The following is a 16,334-nucleotide window of genomic DNA, read 5'->3' on the forward strand; positions in this document are numbered from 1 at the left end:
AGTCGGGCGCGTGTACGGTGCGGGGATGTCCCGCCAGCTCCACCTCCTCCTGGCCACCGCGAAGCCGCGCCGCTCGATCGGGCTGGACGTACTCGCGCCGTCGACCACCACGCTGCGCGTGCTGCCGACCGACCTGGACCTGTACCTCCACGTCAACAACGGCACCTACCTCCAGATGATGGACGTCGCCCGCAGCAACTACATCGCCGACGTCGGCGGCTTCCCGCGCCTGGGCGAGAAGCGCTGGTACCCGGTCGTCGCCGCCTCGACGATGACCTACCGCCGCTCCCTGCGCCTGGGTGACCGCGTCGAGATCACCACGCGCGTCATCGGCTGGGACGAGCGGGTCGCCTACCTCGAGCAGGTCTTCACCCGGCGCGGGGAGCGCTGCGCGCGCGGCATCGTCGCCGGCCGCTTCCTCACCCGCGGGACGGGGGAGCGGGTGCCCGCGCCGCACGTCGTCGCGCACCTCGCCGGCCGCGAGCTCACCTCCCCGCAGCTCCCCGACGACGTCGTGCGCTGGGCGCGCGCCGTCGACGTCGCCCACCGCGGCGCGTGACATCGCCCACCCCCGATGGTCGAGGCACGACGGGCGCGTGGGGGTAGGGTGAGGACGTCGCGGTGGTCAGCCGGCCGGATCGCTCCGGTCGCGGACCTGCTGCAGCGAGTCTCCCGGCGAGGCTGGACCATCTGACGTCCGTCGCCCCGGGTGCTGCGTGTGGGCCGGCCTTGCCGCGATGTGTGTCGTCACTCCGGAGGAGGAGTCTGTGGCTCGAGGAGCCCAGCGCCCGTCGGGCGCTCGCCGTACCGCCCCGCGCACCCAGCAGCGGCGCAAGCACCAGGACAACACCGGGATCATCCCGGTGCTCGCCCGGGCTGTGCGCGAGGTCGAGGGGGCGGTCAAGCGCGAGCGCGTGCTCGCCTCGACCCGCACCCAGTTCCAGGCCATCGCGCTGCTCGTGCGGGAGGAGCGCGCGCGCCTCAAGGCGGACACGACGCTCTCCGAGGCCCGCCGCGGTGAGGAGCTCAAGCGCCTGGACGGCATCGCCACCATCCTCGCCGTCACCGCCGCCCGCGACTCGCGCCTCCTCGCGCTCATCGCCGACGAGGCCGTCGCCACCCGCGAGGCCCGCGAGCTGCGCCGCGAGATGCTCCTCGAGGCCGGCTTCGACGTGCCCGAGGAGGAGGAGCCGGAGCCCGAGGAGGCCCGCGAGCCCTCCGTCGTCGAGCAGCGCCAGGTGGTCCCGCAGGCCGTCATCTCCCGGCAGATGGCCAACCCCTTCCTCGAGCCCGACTACGACGCCGTGCGCAAGCCGCCCGCGCGCCCCCGCCGGCTGGCCGGCTGGGAGCTCATCGAGCCGCTCCTGCGCTCCTTCGAGTACGGCGGCGAGGCCGCCTGCATGACGCTGCCCGAGCCCAACGGCACCCGCGTGCCCCCGGGACTCGAGCTCATGCCCCACCAGTCCCGCGTCGTCGAGGCTGCCGCCGAGGGGCACCGCACCTTCCTGCTCGCCGACGAGCCGGGTCTGGGCAAGACGGCGCAGGCACTGCTCGCGGCGCAGGCCGCGGACGCCTACCCGCTGCTCGTGGTCGTCCCCAACGTCGTCAAGACCAACTGGGCCCGCGAGGCGGAGCGCTGGACCCCCGCGCACCGTGCCACCGTCGTCCACGGCGACGGCGAGGACATCGACGCCTTCGCCGACATCATCGTCATCAACTACGAGATCCTCGAGCGGCACGTCGGCTGGCTCGGCAGCCTCGGCCTGGGGCTGCGGGGGATGGTCGTCGACGAGGCGCACTTCATCAAGAACAAGAAGTCCCAGCGCTCCCAGCACGTCCTCCACCTCTCCGAGCAGATCCGCTCCCGCCCTGGCGAGCCGCTCCTCATGGCCCTCACCGGCACGCCGCTCATCAACGACATCGAGGACTTCACCGCCATCTGGCAGTTCCTCGGCTGGATCGACGACGAGAAGCCGCTCGGCGACCTCATGGAGGCGCTCGAGGACACCGGTCTCGTGCCCTCCGACCCCGGCTTCTACGCCGCCGCCCGCAACGCCGTCATCGAGCAGGGCATCGTGCGCCGCCGCAAGATCGACGTCGCCGCCGACCTGCCTGCCCGCCGGATCGCCGACGTCTTCGTCGAGCTCGACGATGCCGTGGGCCGCTCGATCCGCGACGCCGAGCGGGCACTGGCGCGCCGTCTCGTCACCCGGTACCAGAAGGCGCTGGACGTGCGGCACGGGGAGAACGTCGTCGAGGGCATCGACCACGAGCTGGTCCGCCAGGTCGCGGTGTGGGAGGCGACGAAGACCTCGGAGAAGAAGTCCGAGGACAACGTCTTCACGATGATGCGCAAGCTGGGCTCGGCCAAGGGCGGGGCGGCGGCCGACTACGCCGCCCAGCTGGCCAGGAACGTCGGCAAGGTCGTGTTCTTCGCCAAGCACATCGACGTCATGGACGCCGCGGAGGAGCTCTTCACCCAGCGCGGCATCGGCTTCGCCTCGATCCGCGGGGACCAGACCTCCGCGGTCCGCCAGCGCAACATCGACGCGTTCACGAACGATCCCGAGGTCTCGATCGCGGTCTGCTCGCTCACCGCGGCGGGCGTGGGCCTCAACCTCCAGGTCGCCTCCAACCTCGTCCTCGCCGAGCTCTCCTGGACCGACGCGGAGCAGACGCAGGCCATCGACCGCGTCCACCGCATCGGCCAGCCCGAGCCGGTGACCGCGTGGCGGATCATCGCCGCGCAGACGCTCGACACCCGCATCGCCGAGCTCATCGGCTCCAAGGCCGGTCTCGCGGCCCGGGCGCTGGACGGCTCGGACGAGGAGGTCGTCGCGGACGTCCAGGTGGAGATGCTCGTCGCGCTCCTCACCGACGCGCTGGAGAGCGCTCAGCCCGCCGCCGTCTGACGGCGGCGGGCCGGTCCGCCGACCGTCAGAGCGGGATCTCGACGACCGTCTCGGAGGCGTCGGACAGCGAGTCGACGGGGACGGTGCCGTCCAGCAGACCGTGCTGGTGGTGGGTGAGCTCGGGGAAGCGGCTCGCGTCCTGGTAGCAGAGCTCGATGGTGGCACAGTCGCCGAGGACGGACCGGACGCTCACCGGCTGCCCCTTCCAGACCGCGGTCGTCTTGACGATGAAGGTGCGGCTGAGCTCGGACCGCTCCACCCGCCGGGACCATCGGCGGTACTTGTCCCGCTCGAAGCCCGGCGGCTGCGGGTCGCTGAGCGGCGCGAGGAGCCGGATCGGCGTCCCGTCCGCGAAGTCCGACCGGTACGTCACGCCCTGGAACGTCGCGTAGGGCCCTGCTCTCACTGCCGGCTCACGTCCTTTCCCGCGTCAGCTTCTCAGGTGCCATCCTGCACGACGCAGGCTGCGCCGAGCTGGCTCGCCAGCTCGTAGGCCACGGCGAGCCCAGTCTGCCCGTGCTCGTCCCACGGTGCCAGGGCCTCGGTCCACCACAGCGGCTGGGGCAGGGGCGGGGCGTCAGGGAGCAGCCGCGCGACCTCGGTGGCGTCGAGCACCTCCTCGGCCGGGTAGACGCTGAGGACGGCGGTCGCGCCCGTGCCGTCACCCCGGCACAGCTCGTGGACGGTCCCGCCGGACAGGGTCCGCACCCGCAGGCCCCCGTCGACGGCCACGCCGGCCCGCAGCAGGGCGCCGAGGTCCGGCGGGGTGGGGGACAGGATGACGATCTCACGGGGCACGGGAGCCACCCCCGGGGACGCCGGCCAGCGTGCGCGCCAGCTCCAGGACTCCCGCGGCCTGGCCGCGTCCCAGGACGTCGGCCACCGCGTCGAGGCGCCCCCAGCCTTCCCCGTCGAGCCCGCCGAGGGGTAGGTACAGGCACTCGCCGAGGACACGCGCGTCGGGGCCGAGCCCGGTGGCGTCGCGGCCGAGCCGGCGGACGAACGGCGGCCCGAGGAGGAGGGCGAGCGGTGCGGGCGGCGGCGTGAGCAGCGGGTCGTAGGTGAGGTCACGGCGGCCGGCTCGGGCCAGGACCAGCCCGAGCACCGGGACGTGGCGGGCGGCGAGAGCCGCGAAGGCGCCGGGAAGGGCCTCGAGTGCACGAGCCGCGTCCGTGCTGCCCGGGGCGCCGGTCCCGAGGACGAGCTCGGTGGTCTCCGTGACGCCCTCGCGGGTCCTGACGGCCCGGACCGTTCCGGTAAGCCGCGTCCCGCCGGTGACGACGAGGGGCGCGCCCTCACCGGCCGCCGTCAGCTGCGCGCGGTCCCACGGCCGCAGCGCCGGCTCCCAGGTGCCCCAGCCGGTGGGGCGGCTGCCGGTGAGGGCCTCGCCCAGCAGCTCTGCGGCGCCGCCGAGGAGCACGTCCTGCGCCCGGCCGTGGTGGACCGACTGGGAGACGAGCAGCTGGACCGTTTCAGCAGGCGCGGGCCGGAGGTGGCGGACGGCCGGCTCCTCGGGTGCGGCGGGGACGTCGAGCACCTCGGACACCCGGGACAGGCGGCGGCCGGTGAAGCCGTCGCGCAACGTGCCGCCGAGCTCGCGCACCACCCACGCCCCGTGCCGCTCGCGCAGGCGCTGCTGCATCGGGTGGGTGAGCCGGGTGACCTCGTCGCTCACGAGGACGACCCGGTCGCCGCGCTCCGCGGTCAGGTCGAGCAGCTCGGCTCGGGAGCGGCTGAGGTAGGCGACCTCCGCCCTCGTCTCCGTGACGAGGGCGTCACGGGCCCGCGCGTCGAGGGCCGGGTGAGGCACGCTCGCCGGTGACCTCCTCCGCACGCCGGCGGCTCCTCAGGCGCGCCGGAGGACGACGGCGGTGGCGTCGTCGTCGGAGTGCGGGTCGCGGACGGCGGTGATGAGCGCGTCGAGGTCGTGGGCGGCGGGTCCGCTGAAGGCGTTGCGCAGCCGCTCGAGCCCCTCGGGCAGCGGCTGCCCCCGGCGCTCGACCAACCCGTCGGTGAAGATGACGACCCCGCCGCCGTGGGGGATGTCGACGACGCCCGTGGACGGCTCGCCGCGGCCGTAGCCGATGGGCAGGGTGCCCGGGTCGGCGTGCCAGGTGGCGCTGCCGTCGGCGTTGAGGACGAGCGGGGGCAGGTGGCCGGCGCGCACGTACTCCATCCGGCCCGTGACGGTGTCGACGACGGCGATGAGGAGCGTGGCCATCTCCCCGGCCATCGTCCGCTTGGCCAGCTCGTCCAGGCCGGTGGCCGCGGCGGCCGCCGAGCTCTCGTGGACGAGCAGGGCGCGCAGCGCGTTGCGCATCTGGCCCATCGTCGAGGCGGCCGGCATGCCGTGCCCGGCGACGTCGCCGACGGCGATGGCCAGGCGCCCGTCGGGCAGGCACAGGGCGTCGTACCAGTCCCCGCCCACGCGTCCGCCGTCGCCGGGGGAGTAGCGGGCGGCGATGTCCCAGCCCGCGGCGCGGGGCATGGAGGTGGGCAGCGAGGAGCGGTGGAGGATCTCGGCGGCGCGGCTGTCGGCCAGCCCGCGCAGGTAGAGCGCCTCGACGGCGTGGCGGCGCAGCAGGGCGGCGGTGTCCAGCTGGTCCTCGGTCCACGGCAGGCTGGAACCGCGGACGATCTCGCGCCAGCGCTCGAAGGACTTGCGCGGGGACAGGCGCACGGTGTCGCCCTCCATACGCGCGATCGCCTTGTTGTAGGGGTCGCCGCCCCAGTCGACGGCGGTGGCGACCTCCCGGCGCAGCCACACGATCGCGTCGCCGTCGGCGAGGTTGACGGCGAGGGCGCCGGCGAAGGGGATCTCCAGCCCCGCCTCGCCGAGCGACTCGGTCGCGGTGACCTCTTGCTCGGTGCCCGCGGCCCATCGGAGCACGGCGTCGGCGTTCTCCGCCTGCACCCCGACGCAGGCGGTACGGCCCTGGGCCCGCACGATCGCGGCATCGGCGGCCAGGATCGGCAGCAGGGCCGGGTGCTGGACGAGCGCCTCGGTGAGCGGCAGGTCCTCGTCACGCGTGGCGGCGACCAGCCCGGCGAGCTCGTGCGCCACCCGGCGCGCGGCGGTGATGCGGTCCTCCTCCACCTGCGCGACGAGACGCAGCGAGAGCACCGAGCCGAGGAACTCCGCGGCAGCGCGCACCCCGTAGGCGGGGGCGTGGGGGCCGGAGTAGTGGTGGCAGGCGATGAGCCCCCACAGCTTGCCGTCCTTGAGGAGGGAGATCGACATCGAGGCCGTCACGCCCATGTTCTGCAGGTACTCGACGTGGATCGGCGAGACCGAGCGCAGCGTCCCGAAGGTGAGGTCGAGCGGCGCCCTGGTGACGGGGTTGAGGGTGGGGACGATCGGGCTCGGCGTGTAGCTGATGTCGGAGATGAGCCGGATCCAGTTGCGCTCGTACAGCGCCCGGGCCTGGGCCGGGATGTCCGTGGCCGGGTAGTGCAGCCCGTGGAAGGCGTTGAGGTCGGTCCGCTTGGCCTCGGCCACGACCTCACCGTTGTAGTCGGCGTCGAAGCGGTAGACCATGACGCGGTCGAAGCCCGTGAGGGAACGGACCTCGCGGGCGGCGACGTCGTAGAGCTCGTCGAGCGAGCGGGCCCGGTTGAGCTCGCCGAGGCTGGCGCGCACGAGCTGGAAGGTGTTGGCGTAGGTGAGCGGCCGCGGCCCCTCGGCCTGCTCGAGCTCCAGGACGAGCAGCTGCTCGCCACCCGGCGGGATGTGGACGATCGCGTCCCAGGCACCGCCGTCGGGAAGGTGCACGAGCACCGGGTTGCGGTCGCGCACGTCCCCGGGCAGCTGAGCGTGCGCGACGACGACGGCGGCCGCCTCGTCCCCGAGGACCTCACCCAGCGGCCGCCCGAGCAGGTCCTCGGCAGCCCGGCCGAGCAGATCGCCGGTGGAGGCCGAGGCCTGGACGACGGTGCCCTCGTGGAGGACGAGGAGCAGCCCCCGGGGCTGGATCGAGCCGGGGACGTGGATCGGCTCCCGGGCGCAGTTGTCGAGGTCGACCGGGATGTCCGGTGCCATCGTCGGCTCAGTCATGCACGTCTCCTCGGGGTTGGGCCGGTCCAGTCTCTCAGGTCACGGGAACGTGACGAGCGGACGTGCCGCGGCCCACACTGAACGCACGGCGAGCGGGCGTGGTTCCCGGGGCGCTCAGCCGATCGCCGCGAGGAGCTGGGAGCAGGCCTGCTCGCAGGCGCGGCACGCGTCGGCGCAGATGCGGCAGTGCTCGTGGTGCTCGGCGTGGGAGGCGCACTCGTTGCCGCAGGCGCGGCACACCTGGATGCAGGCCTCCAGGACGGCTCGGGTGACGTCGGCGTCGTAGGCCGTCTGGCGGGAGAGCACCCGGGCGGTGGTCTCGCAGACGTCCGCGCAGTCGAGGTCGCTGCGGATGCACGCGCGCAGCTCGGCGACCGAGTCCTCGCTGAGGCACGCGTCGGCGCAGGCGGTGCAGGCCTGGGCGCAGGCGACGAGCGCGTCGATCGCGCGGGCGAGGAGCTCGGGGTCGACACCGGTCTGCGCGGGGGAGCTGCTGATCATCTCGGCGGTCTTCATCGCGTCCTCCAGTGGTGGGGTCGGGCGCAGCGGAGTCGCGCGCCCCGGTCTGCTCGACGCTACAAAGCGGCCCGGTCGTTCGCACCCGCGGGAGGGGCGTGGGGCGCTAGCGTCGTGGCACCGGGGCCGGTCGAGGGGGCACTCATGAGGCGTGGAGCAGCAGCTGCGGTGATGGTGATCGCGCTGTCCGGGTGCGGGGGCTCCGCAGGGGAGACGCCCGGCGTCTCGTCCGGCGCGTGCGAGGGGCCGGCGCTGAAGGCGGTCCAGACGACGGTGAGCCAGGGTGGCACGGTGACCGTGGAGGGCACGGCCATGCAGGACGGCTGCGCAGACTCGGTGAGCGTCGACGAGGAGGGCAACCACGTCTCGCACGAGACCGCGGTTCCGCTCGAGGGCATCGAGCTCCAGCTGACCGCCGGCGACGCGCCGCCGGTGGCTCTCACCCGGGTCGACGCGGGCGAGGACGGGACCTTCACGGTGGACGTCACCATCCCCGCCGACGCCGAGCTCGGCGCCGCCGAGATCGCCGCGGCGGGAACCCACGCCGCGCCCGCCCAGATCACCGTGGTGCCGTAGCGCGCACGTCGCTCAGGCGAGCTCGCCCTCCATACTCTCGATGACCGCGGGAAGGATCGATACGAGCACGGGCGGTGCGAAGAAGGTGTCGCCCTCGCGGGTGACGACGCCGATGTCCTCGAGGGCGAGCAGGTCGGTGCGGACGGCGAGGCGCAGCTCCTCGAAGTCGTCCGGCTCGTCGGTGACCTCGGGCAGGTGCAGGCCGTCCGGGGCGACGGCGGACATGAGCGCCATGGCGGTCAGCGGCGCCGCCAGGGCGGCGGAGATGCCGTCCTGCTCCTCGAAGAACGCGCTGAGCGTCGTCGCGTAGAGGATGCGGCCGACGACGATCCGCTGCTCGGCGGCGTCCTCCGGCCACGCCCACGGCGCGACGCCCGCTGCCGGGACGAGGGTCTCGCCGTCCAGCTCGAGGAAGCCGCCGCCCACGAGGCCGGCGAGGAGGGCGCTGACCGGCGACATGTCCCACGCGGCCCGGTCGTGGGTATCGGTGTAGCCGAACTGCTCGAGCAGCGCGTCCGTCGCCGCGACCCCCAGGCCGTCGTCGGGGGTGAACGGGTGGCCGGAGCCGACCGCGCGCATGACCATGTCAGCCCGCCGCATGAGCGGTGCGTCGACGAACAGCGCGTGCTCGTCGACGCTCGCGAGGTGCGCCTCCATCGCGGTCTCGTCCGGCATCTGCTCGAGGAAGGCCGGGAGCACGACGTCGTCGTCCTCGTCGTCGTCGGCCTCGCGCCAGGCGCCGTCGCTGATCCACACCCGGTCCTCACGGGGAAGGGCGTTGTATCTGTCCATGAAGGCGGCCAGCTCGACGGGGTCGGTGACGTCCACGCCTTCGTCGATCGCGTAGTCGATGACGTTCGCGCCGAGGGAGCTCCCGGTGGGCCGGGGCCGGTGCACGGTACGTCGCTGTACGGGCTTACGGGGACGGCGCTTCTTCTTCGGCATGCGCTTCAGTCTGGCAGCGGTGCGCGCGACACTGACGTCGGATGCTCAGTGTGTCCCCGCGTCATTCGACGCTCGCGACGAGCGCTAGCTGGACCAGCCGGAGCTCGCTCCATCCAGCATGCGCGGGACCGCGGGCGTACATGTGGTCCTCCAGTCGGTACAGCTCGGCGCGGACGCCGTCGTCCTGGAGGACGTGGCGAAGTAGTACCCACGTCGCGCGGTGGCTCGAGGATGCCGGCATGCCCACCGCATGGTGCAGTGCTGAGCTCGGGATCGGGAACAGCGACGGGCGAAGACGCGCGCAGAGTGCGTTCGCGATGGCGAACCGGCGGTCGGACTCGGTCCCGGCAAGGGCGATGGTGACGTCGACGAGGAGTCGTTCCATCCGTGAGAGCGTGACCGCGTCGCTGAGGTAAAGATCGGTCGGCTCGAGTGAGCGCAGAGCGCTGTGCACGGCAGACCGCTCGGGGTTCGGCGCCAGTAGCCGATGGACGGCGTGCGCGGGGATCGTTCCGCTCGCCAGGACGGCCGAAAGGACATCAGCTGGGCGCACCTCGTCCTTGTGAGACGGAGGGAGCCACTCGAGCAGGGGACTGTCATTGTCGAGCATCGACCCAAGTCGCTCCGGGTCTATCGAGCGCAGAGCCGACCTCGTTCGGCCAACTCCACGGCCCAGCGCCTGACCGTCGGGTGCGACCCACTCGGGCGGAAGCTGGAGCCACGGCGGCGCTCCGTGCATCTCCTCGTCCATGGTCCGGAGCGTCTCGTGTGCCTCTGACATTCGGTGCAGCGACCATCTCTCGGGACCTTGAGCGGACCGTGGTGTCGGTGCCTCGTGCCACACTCCGGCCATGACTAGCAACGATGCCCGATCTGTCGAGGCAGCCGCTCTCGAGCTGCTCGGTCCGAAGGACGCCTGGTACTTCCCGGGTGGGTACCGGGACTCCCTGGCCCACTGCATCATCGACTCGGTGTACTCGCTGCGGGCGCGGTACAGCGTCGTGACCAAGGTGCGCGCGAGGTACGACGCCGCGCGGGTCGCTGCCGATGGCGATCCAAGTCGGGACGGCGTCGACGAGCTGCTCGCGACCATCGACGAGGTGGGTGGTCCGGAGGAGGCGGCCACCGCTCTCTTCGACAACCGCAACACGGCTCCGGGAACGCGCAGGCTCAAGTCGGTTGCGGTCCACGAGGCGGCCGTGAACCTCAGGGCGGTAGGTGTCTCGACAACGGCTGATCTCCGGGCGAAGGGCCGGGACAAGGTGACAGCCGGCGAGGTCGAGAGTGCGTGGCGGAAGGTGCCTGGGCTCGGTCGGGCATCGTGGACGTACTTGCTCATGCTGGCCGGTGTCGACCACACCAAGCCCGACATCATGGTTCGACGCTTCGTCACGAACGCCGTCGGCGCCAGCTCGCTTGTCCCGGCCAAGCGTGCGGAAGCCGCCATCCGCGGCGCGGCGGAGCTCCTCGAGGTCGCGGCCTCCGAGCTGGACCACACGATCTGGCGCTACCAGTCGGGCCGGTGGGCGGGCAAGGACATCAACGTCGAGCCCGCGAAGTAGTTCCTCCGGAGGGACACGCCGACCCACCGACAGCGCGGAGACATCTGCGCTGTCGGCGGGTAGCCGGTCAGTGACCTGCGGTGGCCGGAACCTCGTTGGTGGGCTTCTTCACCAGGAAGGAGAACGCCACGGCGACGACGGCGAGCGCCGCGCCGCACAGGAACGCGTCGTGGATGCCGCCGGCCTGGGCCGCGACCGGCCCGAGCCCGTCGGCCACGCCCGCGGCGGTGCGCGTGCTCATCACGGTGATGAACAGCGCGGTGCCCGCGCCACCGGCGAGCTGCTGCAGGGTGTTGAGGATGGCGCTGCCGTGGGAGTACAGCGCCGGCCGCACCGAGCCGAGCGCGGAGGTCATGAGCGGGGTCATGAGGAAGCCGAGGCCCACGCTGAGCAGCACGTGGATGGCCATGATGTGCCACGTCTGGCTGCCCGCGGACAGCAGCGTCATGAGGCCCAGCGCCGTCGCGACGACGACGGAGCCTGGGATGACGAGCGGGCGCGGCCCCACGCGGTCGTAGAGGCGGCCGATGATCGGGGCGATGAGGCCCATGGTCAGGCCGCCGGGCAGCAGCACGAGGCCGGTCTCCAGCGTGCTGAGCTCCATGACGTTCTGGAGGAAGATCGGCAGCAGGATGAGCGTGCCGAACAGCGCACCCATCGAGATGAGCATCATGAGCAGGCTGACGGTGAAGGTCCGCGAGCGGAAGGGCCGCAGGTCGAGCAGGGCGGCGTCCTCACGCTGCAGGCCGAGCTGGCGCCAGGTGAACAGGGCGAGGGCGAGCACACCGACGGCGAGCGGGACCGCGGGGGACACGGCCGCCCCGCCCTCGACCGCCTCACCGATGCTGCTGAGGCCGTAGATCGTCCCGCCGAAGGCCAGCGCGGACAGCACGATGGACAGCAGGTCGACCGGGACGGCGCGCGGCGTCGTGATGTTCTTGACGAGCGAGCCGCCCACGACGAGGGCGATGGCCGCGATCGGCAGCACCGTGAGGAACATCCAGCGCCAGCCGAGGTTGGCGAGGATGAAGCCGGAGAAGGTCGGGCCCACGGCCGGGGCGACCGCGATGACGATGGAGATGAGGCCCATCGTCCGTCCGCGGCGGGAGACCGGCACGAAGGTGAGCACGGTCGTGATGAGCAGCGGCAGCATGACGGCGGTGCCGCTGGCCTGGATGACGCGCGCGGCGACGAGCACCGGGAACACCGGGGCGACGGCGGCGATCCCGGTACCGACCGTGAAGGTGCCCATGGCCGCGAGGAACACCGAGCGGGTGGAGAAGCGGGTGAGGATGAGCCCCGTCGTCGGGATGACCACCGCCATGGTGAGCATGAACGCCGTCGTCAGCCACTGCGCGGTGGCGGCGGTGACGGTGAACTCGTCCATGAGCCGCGGGATCGCGACGCTCATGACCGTCTCGTTGAGGATCATGACGAAGGAAGCGACGAGCAGGATGCCGATGACGAGCTTGACCTGCGCGGGGATCGTCTCGTCCGCTGCGGCGGCGGGTTCGGTGCGTTCGTCGACGCTCATGGGCAGCTCCTGGGGGTCCGTGGGTGGTGACATGCGCGGTCCCCACGGCGCTCGGTCGCCCGCGGGGCAACCTCGCGCACCGGCGGCCGAGTCTACGGTGACCAAGCGTGTGGGACGAAGCGTTGTTCCCGCTCCGTCCCACCCGGCCGCGGCGCCTGTCAGTCGAGCTTGACGGTGCCCGTGTCCCCGCCGTCGTAGCGCTCCCCGGCGACCTTCGACTTGATCATGCTGTAGAGCTGGACGACCTTCCCGCCGGGGGTGTCCCAGTACTGGGCGGCGTGGGTGTCGACCTTGAGGAGGACGACGCCGGGGGTGTCGGGGCCGTCGGGGAACCAGGCCTCGACGAAGCTGTTCCACAGCTCCTCGGACTTCGCGCGGTCGCGCACCACGGAGGCGTTCCCGGTGACCGAGACCCACGAGTCACCGGAGCTGAAGGAGACGTTGACGGCCGGGTTCGCGGCCACCTCGGAGACGGTGTCGGAGCGCTCGTCGCTGAAGAACCACAGGTCGCCGTCGAACTCGACCTCCTGCAGGCCCATCGGGCGGCTGACCAGCCGGCCGTCGGCGTCCACGGTCGTGAGCATGGCGATCCGGGCGTCCTTGACCAGCTCGGCGACCTTCTTGATTCCCTCGTCAGTCATCGCGTCCTCCCATCGGTGACAAGCCGGCCGCCGCGGCCGGACCGTCCCACCGAAACACGCCCTCCCCGGGCGCGCGAGCGGAGGACGTGACGCATCGCTCACCCCGCGGCCGTGGTCACCGGCCCGGTGTCCGCGCGAGCGCTCGTAGGGTGACGAACGAGCCAGCCGCCGCCCGCGTGCCCCCACCGCGACCGGCGTCCCTCCACCGGCGGCTCACCCGCACCACCCGAGGAGTTCACCCGTGCCCATCGCCATCCTGGCCCTCGCCCTCGGCACCTTCGGGATCGGCACGACCGAGTTCGTCATCATGGGCATGCTGCCGATCGTCGCGGCGGACCTCGGGGTGGACGTCCCCACGGCGGGACAGTACGTGTCGACCTACGCGATCGGCGTCGTCGTCGGTGCGCCGCTGCTCACCGCGCTCACCGTGCGCCTCCCGCGCCGCTGGACCCTCGTGGGGCTGCTCGTCCTGTTCACCCTCGGCAACGGGCTGTCCGCGCTGGCGCCCACCCACGAGACGCTGCTCGCCACCCGCTTCCTCACCGGTCTGCCGCACGGCGCGTTCTTCGGCGTCGGGCTGCTCGTCGCGGCGTCGCTCGTGGCCACCAACCGCCGCGGTCAGGCGATGGGCACCGTCATGCTCGGGCTCACGGTCGCCAACGTCGTCGGGGTGCCGGCGGGCACCTTCATCGCCCAGCAGGCCGGCTGGCGCTGGACCTTCGCGGCGGTCGCGCTGGTCGGGGTAGTGGCGACCGTCGCCGTCGCCCTCCTGGCCCCGCGCGGGGAGCGCGACACCACCGCCGGTGGTTCGCTGCGCAAGGAGCTCGCGGCCTTCGCGCGCCCGCAGGTGCTCCTCACCCTCTCGATCGTCATCTTCGGGATGGGCGGGCTCTTCGCCGCGTACAGCTACGTCGCGCCGATGCTCACCGACGTGTCCGGCCTCGCGGAGTCCGCCGTGCCGTGGGTGCTCGTCCTCGTGGGCGTCGGCATGACCGCCGGCTCCTTCCTCGGCGGGCGCCTGTCCGACCGCAGCACTCTCGCCACCCTGCTCGGCGGCCTGCTCCTCATCATCGCCGTGCTGCTCGCCCTGGCCGTGCTGCTCGACAACGCGCCGGTCGCGATCGTCCTGCTCGTGCTCCTCGGCTTCGGCAGCCTCGGTATCGGCCCGGCGATCCAGATGCGCATCGTCGAGCAGGCCGGCGGCGCGCCGACCATGGTCTCCGCCGGTGTCCAGTCCGCCTTCAACCTCGCCAACACGATCGGCGCGTGGCTGGGCGGCGTCGTCATCGCGGCGGGTGCGGGGCTGCGCGCCCCGAACGTCGCCGGGGCGGCGCTCGCCGTCGTCGGTCTGGTCCTGCTCGGCGCCTCCGCCCTGCTCGAGATGCGCCAGCGGCGGACGACGACGGCGCCCGAGCCCGCCGTCGCCGCCCTCACCTGACGGCCGGCTCAGGCGGGCAGCAGCCAGTCGTTGGGCGCGAAGAGCTCGTAGTGCACGCGCTCGGGTGACACCCCGGCCTTCGTCAGCTGGACGCGCACGGCCTGGAGGAAGGCGTTGGGGCCGCAGACGAGGGTCTCGGCGGACGGGTCGAGGGTGACGGCGTCGATGGCCATCAGTCCGCGGCTCGCGTCCGGGGCCACGCCGCGCTCGAACCACAGGTGCAGCTCGGCGCGGCTCAGCCGGCCGACGAGCTCCCGGAGCTCGGTGACGAGGGCGGCGTCGTCGGCGTCGCGGTCCGCGTGGAGGACGGTGAGGGGACGGTCCGGCTCGTGCGCGGCGAGGTGGTGGAGGATCCCGAGCATCGGGGTGAGGCCGATGCCGGCGGAGACGAGCACGGCCGGGCCGGTGCCCAGCTCGCGGACGGTGAGGTCGCCGAAGGGGAGGGTGACCTCGAGGTCGTCCCCTTCGCGGAGGTTGGCGTGCAGCCAGCTGGAGACCTCCCCGGCGGGGTCGGTGCCGGTGGCGTCGACACGGCGCACGGTGAGGCGCCAGCGCCCGGTGCCGGTGGGACCGGAGAGGCTGTACTGACGCAGCTGGCGCGCGCCGTCGGGCAGACGCACGCCGACCGAGACGTACTGCCCGGGCACGAAGTCCGGCAGCGGGGAGGCGGGGTCGGGGGCGGCGAGGACGAAGGAGGCGACGTCGGCGGACTCCTCCACGCGCTCGACGACCCGCGCGGTGCGGAACACGTCCCCGGGCGCGACGCGCGCGCCGGCGTAGAGGTCCGCCTCGAAGGCGATGAGCGTGCGCGCCATGATCCAGTAGACCGCGTCCCACGCGGAGGCGACCTCGGCGGTGACGACGTCCTCGCCCAGCACCTCGACGATCGCGGCGAAGAGGTGGTCGTGGACCACCTGGTACTGCTCGGCGGTGATACCGAGGGAGGCGTGCTTGTGCCCGATCCGTTCGAGGAGCTCGCGCGGGCTCGGCGCGCCGGGCGTGACGAGGAGGGTGGCGAAGGAGGCGACCGAGGCGGCGAGCGCCTTCTGCTGGGCGCCCTGGGCCTGGTTGCCCCGGTTGAAGGTGTCGCGCAGCAGCTCGGGGTGGGCGCTGAACATGCGCCGGTAGAAGGTCGGGGCGATCTCACCGATCCGGCTGCCCACGAGGGGCAGGGTGGCGGTGATGACGGCCTCGTGGTCGGGGCTCAGGCGCTCCTCGACGGTGGCCCTGGGCAGGTGCTGCTGCGTGGTCATGTGGTCCCCCTGGTGTCGGTGTACGTGGCGACGGCGGGGGACGGCCTGCGTCGAGCAGCCCCCCGGATGCCTCCCCGACCCTAGGAAGGTGCGCGGGTGTCCGGTGCGGGACCAACGTCCCGGCCCCGGCGCGTGGGTTGCGCGCCGGTAGGGTGACGCCACCGGGCGGCCGGCGTCGGCCGCGGCGACGAAGGAGTGACACCGGCATGAGCGCAGTGACCACGACCGTCCCCGTCACGGACGGTGAGATGCCCGCCCACCTGTGGCTCCCGCCGTCGGGAACCGGGCCCGGGCTCGTGCTGCTGCAGGAGATCTTCGGGGTGTCCGCCTACATCCGCTCGCGCGCCGCGGACCTGGCCGCGCTCGGCTACGTCGTCCTCGCGCCCGAGCTGTACTGGCGCGCGGAGGGGACGGTGGACGAGTCGGGCGAATGGTTCCTCGAGCAGGGCATGGCGCTGCAGGCGCAGCTGGACTGGGACCGGACCGTGGCCGACGCCGTCGCCTCGGTTGGCGCGCTGCGCTCGCGTCCGGAGGTGGCCGGCGGCACGGGGGTGCTCGGCTTCTGCTTCGGCGGGGGAGTGGCCTTCAACGTCGCGGCGCTCGCGGACGTCGACGTGCTCGTCTCCTACTACGGCTCGGCGCTGCCCCAGCTGCTGCACCTCGCCGAGCGCGTGAGTGCGCCGAGTCTGCACCACTTCGGCACCGCCGACGCCTACATCCCGGTGGAGAAGGTGGAGGAGATCCGCGCGGCGGTCGCCGGCCCCGAGGTCGAGTTCCACCTGCACGACGGCGCGGGTCACGCCTTCGACAACCCGCACCCGATGTTCCACCACGAGCGGGCGAGCGCCGAGGCGTGGGACTTGACCTCGCGGTTCCTCGCCCGTCATCTGCCGGTCTGAGCCC

At 72.8% G+C, this 16,334-nt stretch carries 16 protein-coding genes; 6 read left to right on the forward strand and 10 right to left on the reverse strand.

Translation table 11 applies throughout. From position 1 onward, the window contains the following. Positions 1-25: 25 nt before the first annotated feature. Together AA0005_RS07885 and AA0005_RS07890 are read left to right on the forward strand one after the other, a co-directional pair. Entirely contained in the window at positions 26-559 is a 534-nt protein-coding gene (locus AA0005_RS07885; RefSeq protein ID WP_413452861.1) for an acyl-CoA thioesterase, read from the forward strand. A gap of 178 nt (positions 560-737) precedes the next feature. Continuing rightward, positions 738-2,912 carry a DEAD/DEAH box helicase gene (locus tag AA0005_RS07890; protein ID WP_413452862.1) on the forward strand — a complete coding sequence of 725 codons (2,175 nt, stop codon included), beginning with the start codon at positions 738-740 and terminating at the stop codon, positions 2,910-2,912. Positions 2,913-2,937: 25 nt separating this feature from the next. Here the strand turns inward: AA0005_RS07890 and AA0005_RS07895 are convergent, their stop codons facing one another. The 5 genes from AA0005_RS07895 to AA0005_RS07915 form a co-directional block, all read right to left on the reverse strand. After that, complete coding sequence (locus AA0005_RS07895; RefSeq protein WP_413452863.1) at positions 2,938-3,318, reverse strand: hypothetical protein; 381 nt, start codon at positions 3,316-3,318, stop codon at positions 2,938-2,940. 32 nt (positions 3,319-3,350) lie between these two features. Then, a complete protein-coding gene (locus AA0005_RS07900; RefSeq protein WP_413452864.1) occupies positions 3,351-3,710 on the reverse strand; it encodes a hypothetical protein in 360 nt (119 codons plus the stop codon). Further along, positions 3,700-4,722: a DUF6177 family protein gene (locus AA0005_RS07905; protein ID WP_413452865.1), complete on the reverse strand. Its 1,023-nt coding sequence runs from the start codon at positions 4,720-4,722 to the stop codon at positions 3,700-3,702. The genes AA0005_RS07900 and AA0005_RS07905 overlap by 11 nt, the downstream gene beginning before the upstream one ends. Before the next feature lie 36 nt (positions 4,723-4,758). After that, a complete protein-coding gene (locus tag AA0005_RS07910; RefSeq protein WP_413452866.1) occupies positions 4,759-6,966 on the reverse strand; it encodes a SpoIIE family protein phosphatase in 2,208 nt (735 codons plus the stop codon). 114 nt (positions 6,967-7,080) lie between these two features. Continuing rightward, positions 7,081-7,482, reverse strand: a complete 402-nt coding sequence (locus AA0005_RS07915; protein WP_413452867.1) for a four-helix bundle copper-binding protein — start codon at positions 7,480-7,482, stop codon at positions 7,081-7,083. A 144-nt stretch (positions 7,483-7,626) separates the two neighbouring features. On the opposite strand from AA0005_RS07915, the gene AA0005_RS07920 reads away from it, so the two are divergent. Beyond that, positions 7,627-8,058 (forward strand): hypothetical protein, encoded by a 432-nt coding sequence (locus AA0005_RS07920; RefSeq protein ID WP_413452868.1) that lies wholly within the window; start codon positions 7,627-7,629, stop codon positions 8,056-8,058. A gap of 12 nt (positions 8,059-8,070) precedes the next feature. On the opposite strand, the gene AA0005_RS07925 is transcribed toward AA0005_RS07920, so the two are convergent. Both AA0005_RS07925 and AA0005_RS07930 read right to left on the reverse strand, forming a co-directional pair. Next, positions 8,071-9,003 carry a hypothetical protein gene (locus AA0005_RS07925; protein ID WP_413452869.1) on the reverse strand — a complete coding sequence of 311 codons (933 nt, stop codon included), beginning with the start codon at positions 9,001-9,003 and terminating at the stop codon, positions 8,071-8,073. Between the two features lie 61 nt (positions 9,004-9,064). Next, positions 9,065-9,754 (reverse strand): DUF6308 family protein, encoded by a 690-nt coding sequence (locus tag AA0005_RS07930; RefSeq protein ID WP_413452870.1) that lies wholly within the window; start codon positions 9,752-9,754, stop codon positions 9,065-9,067. A 100-nt stretch (positions 9,755-9,854) separates the two neighbouring features. Between AA0005_RS07930 and AA0005_RS07935 the strand changes: the two genes are divergently transcribed. Continuing rightward, entirely contained in the window at positions 9,855-10,565 is a 711-nt protein-coding gene (locus AA0005_RS07935) for a hypothetical protein (RefSeq protein ID WP_413452871.1), read from the forward strand. Between the two features lie 67 nt (positions 10,566-10,632). Here AA0005_RS07935 and AA0005_RS07940 read toward each other — a convergent pair whose 3' ends face one another. Both AA0005_RS07940 and AA0005_RS07945 read right to left on the reverse strand, forming a co-directional pair. Next, positions 10,633-12,099, reverse strand: coding sequence for an MDR family MFS transporter (locus AA0005_RS07940; RefSeq protein WP_413452872.1), 1,467 nt, complete (start codon positions 12,097-12,099; stop codon positions 10,633-10,635). Between the two features lie 158 nt (positions 12,100-12,257). Next, a complete protein-coding gene (locus AA0005_RS07945; protein ID WP_413452873.1) occupies positions 12,258-12,740 on the reverse strand; it encodes a pyridoxamine 5'-phosphate oxidase family protein in 483 nt (160 codons plus the stop codon). 241 nt (positions 12,741-12,981) lie between these two features. Between AA0005_RS07945 and AA0005_RS07950 the strand changes: the two genes are divergently transcribed. Then, complete coding sequence (locus AA0005_RS07950; RefSeq protein WP_413452874.1) at positions 12,982-14,178, forward strand: MFS transporter; 1,197 nt, start codon at positions 12,982-12,984, stop codon at positions 14,176-14,178. A gap of 8 nt (positions 14,179-14,186) precedes the next feature. Here AA0005_RS07950 and AA0005_RS07955 read toward each other — a convergent pair whose 3' ends face one another. Next, on the reverse strand, positions 14,187-15,431 hold the full coding sequence (locus AA0005_RS07955; RefSeq protein WP_413452875.1) for a globin domain-containing protein: 1,245 nt from the start codon (positions 15,429-15,431) through the stop codon (positions 14,187-14,189). 206 nt (positions 15,432-15,637) lie between these two features. Here AA0005_RS07955 and AA0005_RS07960 point away from each other — a divergent pair, with 206 nt between their 5' ends. Continuing rightward, positions 15,638-16,330, forward strand: coding sequence for a dienelactone hydrolase family protein (locus AA0005_RS07960; RefSeq protein WP_413452876.1), 693 nt, complete (start codon positions 15,638-15,640; stop codon positions 16,328-16,330). Positions 16,331-16,334: the final 4 nt, after the last annotated feature.

It is taken from the genome of Georgenia phoenicis, from assembly GCF_047302425.1.
Taxonomy (GTDB): Bacteria; Actinomycetota; Actinomycetes; order Actinomycetales; family Actinomycetaceae; genus Oceanitalea.

Excerpts from the sequence above, each read along its gene's own strand:
- AA0005_RS07885 (WP_413452861.1), top strand. The coding sequence starts at position 26 with ATGTCCCGCCAGCTCCACCTCCTCCTGGCCACCGCGAAGCCGCGCCGC.
- AA0005_RS07890 (WP_413452862.1), top strand. The coding sequence starts at position 738 with ATGTGTGTCGTCACTCCGGAGGAGGAGTCTGTGGCTCGAGGAGCCCAG.
- AA0005_RS07910 (WP_413452866.1), bottom strand. The coding sequence starts at position 6,966 with ATGACTGAGCCGACGATGGCACCGGACATCCCGGTCGACCTCGACAAC.
- AA0005_RS07915 (WP_413452867.1), bottom strand. The coding sequence starts at position 7,482 with ATGAAGACCGCCGAGATGATCAGCAGCTCCCCCGCGCAGACCGGTGTC.
- AA0005_RS07920 (WP_413452868.1), top strand. The coding sequence starts at position 7,627 with ATGAGGCGTGGAGCAGCAGCTGCGGTGATGGTGATCGCGCTGTCCGGG.
- AA0005_RS07925 (WP_413452869.1), bottom strand. The coding sequence starts at position 9,003 with ATGCCGAAGAAGAAGCGCCGTCCCCGTAAGCCCGTACAGCGACGTACC.
- AA0005_RS07930 (WP_413452870.1), bottom strand. The coding sequence starts at position 9,754 with ATGGACGAGGAGATGCACGGAGCGCCGCCGTGGCTCCAGCTTCCGCCC.
- AA0005_RS07935 (WP_413452871.1), top strand. The coding sequence starts at position 9,855 with ATGACTAGCAACGATGCCCGATCTGTCGAGGCAGCCGCTCTCGAGCTG.
- AA0005_RS07940 (WP_413452872.1), bottom strand. The coding sequence starts at position 12,099 with ATGAGCGTCGACGAACGCACCGAACCCGCCGCCGCAGCGGACGAGACG.
- AA0005_RS07945 (WP_413452873.1), bottom strand. The coding sequence starts at position 12,740 with ATGACTGACGAGGGAATCAAGAAGGTCGCCGAGCTGGTCAAGGACGCC.
- AA0005_RS07955 (WP_413452875.1), bottom strand. The coding sequence starts at position 15,431 with ATGACCACGCAGCAGCACCTGCCCAGGGCCACCGTCGAGGAGCGCCTG.
- AA0005_RS07960 (WP_413452876.1), top strand. The coding sequence starts at position 15,638 with ATGAGCGCAGTGACCACGACCGTCCCCGTCACGGACGGTGAGATGCCC.